This window comes from Muribaculum sp. (assembly GCF_029051885.1).
In the GTDB taxonomy this organism is placed as follows: domain Bacteria; phylum Bacteroidota; class Bacteroidia; order Bacteroidales; family Muribaculaceae; genus Muribaculum.
In genome coordinates, this window is the sequence record NZ_JAIDKI010000027.1 from 25,624 (window position 1) to 32,278 (window position 6,655).

Annotated in this window: 5 protein-coding genes; 4 read left to right on the top strand and 1 reads right to left on the bottom strand. The window is 42.2% G+C overall.

All coding sequences use genetic code 11. The features are described from left to right. Positions 1-22: 22 nt before the first annotated feature. A complete protein-coding gene (locus K2I50_RS01070) occupies positions 23-562 on the bottom strand; it encodes a hypothetical protein (protein ID WP_301024403.1) in 540 nt (179 codons plus the stop codon). A gap of 161 nt (positions 563-723) precedes the next feature. Here K2I50_RS01070 and K2I50_RS01075 point away from each other — a divergent pair, with 161 nt between their 5' ends. Genes K2I50_RS01075 through K2I50_RS01090 form a run of 4 tightly spaced genes read left to right on the top strand, consistent with a single transcriptional unit; the run spans position 724 to position 6,408 of the window. Further along, positions 724-2,169: a flippase gene (locus K2I50_RS01075; protein WP_301024404.1), complete on the top strand. Its 1,446-nt coding sequence runs from the start codon at positions 724-726 to the stop codon at positions 2,167-2,169. Positions 2,170-2,227: 58 nt separating this feature from the next. Next, positions 2,228-3,070 carry a polysaccharide biosynthesis/export family protein gene (locus K2I50_RS01080; RefSeq protein WP_301024405.1) on the top strand — a complete coding sequence of 281 codons (843 nt, stop codon included), beginning with the start codon at positions 2,228-2,230 and terminating at the stop codon, positions 3,068-3,070. An 18-nt stretch (positions 3,071-3,088) separates the two neighbouring features. Then, complete coding sequence (locus tag K2I50_RS01085; protein WP_301024406.1) at positions 3,089-4,366, top strand: O-antigen ligase family protein; 1,278 nt, start codon at positions 3,089-3,091, stop codon at positions 4,364-4,366. Then, positions 4,366-6,408, top strand: a complete 2,043-nt coding sequence (locus K2I50_RS01090; RefSeq protein ID WP_301024407.1) for a GumC family protein — start codon at positions 4,366-4,368, stop codon at positions 6,406-6,408. The genes K2I50_RS01085 and K2I50_RS01090 overlap by 1 nt, the downstream gene beginning before the upstream one ends. Positions 6,409-6,655: the final 247 nt, after the last annotated feature.

Below are 6,655 nucleotides of genomic sequence, written 5' to 3' on the forward strand. Positions count from 1 at the left end.
ATCCATCTCATCAATACTTTTATCAATCCCATATTTTGATGAAATACGTTTCCAGTTTTTTTTCCAAAAAATAACGATTGCATTCTATTGCCGATTCTCGCCAAACTTCATACCCGCCAGCACGTGCGCCTGAATTCCAGGACATTGATGGCGGGAGATTCATTTGCACCCCTCTGGCATCATACATAAGTTTGGCATTATAATCCAGACTCAGCCTAAAAAAGAAATCCGTTTCCTCCCGATAAGCGCAACCTTTAAAATTAGAGTCAAAACGACACTTCTTTGCAAGTTCGCTCTTTACCATTGCAGAAGCATGGCAACAAGGCACTTCCACAGGATATGGCATCTGTTGATCCCATGCAAATGAAAGAGTGGATATATCAATGATTTTATTAATATCATGTACTTTTTTACGTGGGAGACGCCATTTCAGATACGAATCCCTCCGCTCCCATCTAAAATAATCATTTGCCGAAATAGGCCGTGCCATGCACGCATCTGCTCCATATTTTTCAATCGTATCACGCAGATATCCCAAAGTGCCATCAGTTAAATTTTCCATATAGAATGCATTTTTCACAAAGATAATGTTTTTATTTTAATCTAAAAAGAATACTTCTTTATACTACTTAGCGATAATATTTTAATATTAAAAAACAACTTGGAACGGTTACTTATACTTCAACCACAATAATTTGCATAATCTAGTCGTTGAATTTCATTATGCCCTCACTTAAAACAAACTTCATATACAACTTTATTCTCACCGGCGGCAATCACCTAATGGCATTTGCCGTATTCCCATACATTTCACGAGTATTGGGTCCGGAGAATGTAGGCATTGTAAATTTTGTAGACAGCACAATTGATTATTTCATAATGCTGTCAACCATGGGCATGATGTCGGTAGGCGTAAGAGAAATCGCATCTGCCAAAAATAATCCGGAAAGACTCTCAAATGCTTTTTCCGGACTATTTTTCGTAAACCTGCTATTTACTATACTTTCATTGCTGGCCTTAGGGGCTACATATATTTTTCTTCCTGCACTTTCTGAATATCCTGAAATGGTATTCATCGGTGTAATAAAACTGATTTTTAAATTCCTGCTTATCGAATGGTTTTTCTGTGGACTTGAGGATTTCAAATATATAAGTATCCGCTCCCTAATAATAAAATTCATATATGTAATAGGGGTATTTATATGGGTTCGACAAGCCTCAGATTACGAGAAATATTATATATTACTGGTAGGAATTCAGGTGGCCGGAGCTATTGCAAACTGGGAATATGGTCGTAAGAAAATAAAATTTGTATTTAATCGCTCGTCGTGTAAATCTTATATCCGACCATTTATATATCTTGGTTTGTACTCATTATGCATAGGTATGTACAATACCTTCAACGTGATGTTTTTGGGAATAGCCACAAATGAGACCGAAGTAGGATATTACACTACTGCATTAAAGATGTTTGCCGTGATTATTGCATTCTACTATGCATTTACCGGTGTAGCGCTTCCCCGCATGTCGGCTCTTCTTTCAGAGAAAAACATCGACGAATTCATCAACCTCATCCATCGAACTACGAATACCCTTATTGCATTATCCATACCAATCATAATCTCTGGCATATGTCTTGCTCCTCAGATTATCTTTATAATAGGTGGACCTAAATTCAACGGTTCTATAATACCGATGATACTCATATTCCCTCTGCTTATTATCATAGGATACAACAAGATACTAATCGAACAGATAATGATGCCATATAAAAAAGATAAGATATTAATGCGAAACGCTGCAATCTCGGCATTAATAACAATTGTACTCAATATTCTACTCGCAAGACCATTGGGTGCAATTGGAACTGCGATTGTATGGATTGGAGCGGAAATTACTCTGTTGATTCTATCTATGAAAGCTGTGGTGAATTTATTACCAATAAAGTTTCCTGTATACGATTTGATTAAACAGGTCATCATATATATTCCTATGGGTGTATCCCTATGGTATATGGGCCATATATTTAATAATAACTATATACATTTTGCCACAGGGGTTTTATTTGCAACCATATATTTCATAATAATCCAATATAAGTATATCAAGACGCCGGAAGTTAACAACATGATTAAAAAATTCATACCGATCAAATCACTTCGACAATAAAGCCGTCCAAACTACCGTTTAGAATAAATAACATTAAACTTAAAAACAATCTGAGTATATGCATTTTCGCCATATCCTTATCATATTGATATCATCTATCTTATTTTGTGCCTGCACCACGCAAAAAGACCTCGCATATTTTGAAAACATAAATGATTCACAGAGCGGAACAATACAGACTGCCGATTATCAGATTAAAATAATGCCTCAGGACGAGCTGATGATTGTAGTAAGTTCGGAAGTTCCGTCGGCATCAGCTCAGTTTAATACTATTATGGCCACTCCGGTGACCGGTAAAGATTTTACCGATATCACATCTACTTCAATTGGAAATACTCAGACTACATCATCAGCCACTCCTAAATATCTCACATATACCGTAAGCAAAAAAGGTGATATAGACTTCCCTGTATTAGGAAAAATACATGTCGAAGGCATGACAATCGAAGAACTAAAAAATTACCTGAAATCACAGATAGAAAAAACTGTCAAAAATCCACAAGTATTTGTATCTCTAGTAAACTTCAAGGTAAAAGTAATCGGAGAGGTGAAAGAACCCCAAACAGTCAACGTAACCACTGAGAAATTTTCTATAATCGATGCTCTGTCAGCATGCGGAGATCTGACTGAATATGGCAAACGCGATAACGTAATCATAATGCGTGAACAACCTGATGGTACTATGGGCTATATGAGATTAAATCTACATGACACCTCCTTGTTTTCATCGCCATACTACTACCTGCAACAGAACGATATCGTGTATGTAGAGCCCAACAGCATAAAACAGGATAACTCGAAATACAATCAAAACAACAGCTTCAAACTCTCCACTATATCGACAATCGTCAGTGCCGCTTCTGTAATAGCTTCATTAGTAATTGCACTCACTGTAAAGTAGACTATTCCAAATCAAAAAATGATACGAATCGACCGGATATGCATATGGCTATTTCTCTCGGCACTTATGCTTCTGCTCGTCAGCCATAAATTCTTGAAACCGGTCGACGAAAGCATAACCGTTTTTCTGCTGGGTATAGCCATCACCGACAGTATTATCAATAAGAGATGGAAAAACTATATCCCGCTATGGATATTGCTTGGTATAATATCCGTATGTATTGTATATTCTCTGACAGGAGTACACTTCAACACTACACGCTATGTTCTTACAGACGCACTTATTGAGATAAAACCTTACGTGCCGTTTTTTGTCTTCCTCGGAATATCACCCAGATGGACGGACGGCGATTTGCGTCTCCTCCAAAAATGCGCATTGTTTGTGGCAGTAATCACCATTGGAATATTGATGATGGGCCCAACCAAGGCCGGCATGATTTTTGAGCACCAGTCATTCGCAGGTCTCATTGTTTATATATGTGCATTATGCTATTGGTTTAGCTGCATAACGCCTGATGGCAAAATTGTCAACCGCGATAAACTGATTCTACTTTTAATAATGTCAGGCGGACTGCTGTGTACACGTTCAAAATTCTACGGGTATTATGTGCTCGGAATTTTCTTCATGTTTTTCTACAGACCGGGGTTATTAAAACAGATAAACATAAAGCACCTGACTATGATTATCTCGCTTATCGGAGTATTCATAGCAGTGTCCTGGAAAAAATTCAGTTTCTATTTCATAACCGGTAATTCGGATACTTTCGATCCTAACGTGATGGAGAGTTTCGCCCGTCCGGTAATGTATCTGCATGGTTTTACGATATTGTTTGATTATTTCCCCTTTGGTTCGGGACTGGCTTCTTTTGCCTCTTTTCCATCTGCTGAAAATTATTCGTCGCTATATTATGAATATGGACTCAACAACATACATGGTCTGTCTCCCGACATGCCCGATTTCATCTGCGACGCATTCTACCCGACATTAGCGCAATTCGGCATAATAGGGGTAATTTTATTCATCGCCTTCTGGGTTTATACTTATAGATTTTTACGGACGATGATTCGGAAAAATCCGATGCAATACATCAATCAGTTCTCAATCGGAGCTCTGATTATCTCGGCAATGCTTATAGAGTGTGTCGGATCAACAACATTTGTCCAGCCTTCCGGACAGGTAGCCATGATGTTGCTGGGCATGATATGCTCACTGGCCAAATCTGTCCCCGATGACGCAACTATAGAAAATACATCGTCAACCATCTCAACCGACAATAAAAAAAGAATCAAAATATAATGGAAAAAGCTACTGACAACACCCTTGACATAAGACGCTACTGGCGCGAAATGCTACGCCTGCGGTGGATTTATATCATGGCATTCATCGGCATCGTCGGACTGACCTCAATATTAGTAGTAAGGTCAATGAAAAATTGCGAGTCAAGAGCCATGGTACTGATAGAGGAGAGCACATCCGACACCGGCTCCGGCGCAAGCAAAGGAGGAGGACTTATGGGTATGATGAAGATGTTCTCGGTCGGAGGCTTCGGGTCATCTTCGGTCGACAACGAGATATTCCTTATCCGTTCTCACGACATGGCCGTACGCACCGTAAAGGCTCTCGGACTTACATCGACATACATCGAGCGCGACGGACTCAAGAAACACCTGCTTTTCCCCAATTCACCGGTAAAGGCCACAATGCCCCAGTCGGTGCTTGATACTTTGGCGTTCCCATTTCTTATACGTGTGGAAATTTCACCGGACCAGCATGTCAATGCAAAAACCATGAGGGGACGCCTCTTCTGGCGTACTACATTCGACGAGGTAAAGGATGCCACTCTACCCGTGAATCTCGACACACCATACGGTCCCGTGACACTGACCGCCGGCGACATGTCGCTACTCGACGGAAAGAAAATGGATATCGACATTGTAATCTCAGGCGTGAAGACAGCAGCTCTCAAACTGGAAAAAAATACCAGCACCGACGTTGTTGACAAACTTGCCGACGTAATCGAAATCTCTATCACCGGAGGCAGCGACGCATACTGCAACACGGTGCTTGCCGAATACATAAACCAGTACAACAACCGCCGCATCGAGCGCCGTGCCGAGAATGCAATGAGCGAACTTGAATTCTACGACGCACGCATAGCCGACCTCTTCAGCGACCTGTCGGAATCGGAAGAAAAACTGGAGAAATTCAAGTCGGAAAACAACCTTATAGGGATGGACGCGCAAGCCAGTATGCTTGTCGAAAGCACCGTCGGCAAAACCGAGGCCATAACCGTAGAACGCACCAAGCAGGAATATTACCGTACGGTAAAATCCACCCTCGAAAATCCCGAGTCGGCCAATAGTCTCATACCTGTTGTAGAGAGTCTCGGCAACCCGATGATTGCAAAGTACAACGAGCTCCTCCTCGCCCGCAAAAATCTGGAGCGCTCGGCCAAAGGCGAGAATCCACAGCTCGTTGCGCTCAACGAGCAGATTGACGAACTCCGTGGCTCAATTCTTAAAAATGTCGACGGTATGCTCGCCGAAAGCCGCATGCAGCTCGAAGCAATGTCGGGCCTGATGGGCACAGCACAGTCGCGTCTCAACAAGATGCCCGCCTATGAGCGCGAATATATCAATCTCATGCGCGACCGCACGATGAAAAACGAGCTTTATATGTTCCTGCTCCAGAAGCGCGAGAATGCAGCTCTTCAGGTATCATCTACATCTACTCTCGGATTCGTAATCGATCCTCCGCATACTCCGGAAAAGGTAAGCAACACCAAGAATATTATCTTAATCCTGATTGCCCTGTTCCTGAGCTTCGCGCTCCCCACATTCCTGGCAATATTCCTTGTGCTGTGGCGCAACCGCGTGGAGGATACTACCGACCTGGCTTCGATGCATATCGAGCCAAGAGCTGTCATGGTATCACCTGACGATGCATCATCAATCACAGGACTTCGCACTAATATTCTGTCCACACCGGAGCAGACAACCATCTACGTATGCAATCTTGCCGACAGCGATGGCAACAACATTGTCGGCGAACTGACCGACAGCCTTGAGCACATCGGCCGTCAGGTAAATCTCATAAACCATCTTGAGGACAATGACGCGATACTGTCTCCACGCTTCCAGCCGCAGCTCAAGAGCGGAGCATACAATATAGTCATAATGCCCGACAGTTCTCACATCAGCGCATATGTGGATGCATTCAACGCCGACAGCGCAACAATACTCGTAATAATAAAAAGCGGCACTATGCGCCGAAAGGCTCTCAAATCCATCCTACGCGGTGTTTATGCCGACAAGGTAGTAACAGCTATCATCCGATAATCCAACGGCACACAGCGCAAAATAACGCGGCAGCTCCCTATGTATGGATGCTGCCGCGTATTTTATTATCGGACCTACACCTATGAGCATATTGAAAAATGCCCTTAGAAGCTGTTTAAGAGCTTGTTTAATAATAAATGTTACCGTCAGGGCGGTCAATCGTCGAGCACATTTTCGCTTGTGATGAGGGAGTTATGGGGTTCCATAACGACCGAAGAGCAGGCGGAAAGATGCCGGCGATTGACCG

What these genes read in the sequence shown, in the direction of transcription:
- K2I50_RS01070 (WP_301024403.1), bottom strand. Translation starts at nt 562, where the DNA reads ATGGAAAATTTAACTGATGGCACTTTGGGATATCTGCGTGATACGATT.
- K2I50_RS01075 (WP_301024404.1), top strand. Translation starts at nt 724, where the DNA reads ATGCCCTCACTTAAAACAAACTTCATATACAACTTTATTCTCACCGGC.
- K2I50_RS01080 (WP_301024405.1), top strand. Translation starts at nt 2,228, where the DNA reads ATGCATTTTCGCCATATCCTTATCATATTGATATCATCTATCTTATTT.
- K2I50_RS01085 (WP_301024406.1), top strand. Translation starts at nt 3,089, where the DNA reads ATGATACGAATCGACCGGATATGCATATGGCTATTTCTCTCGGCACTT.
- K2I50_RS01090 (WP_301024407.1), top strand. Translation starts at nt 4,366, where the DNA reads ATGGAAAAAGCTACTGACAACACCCTTGACATAAGACGCTACTGGCGC.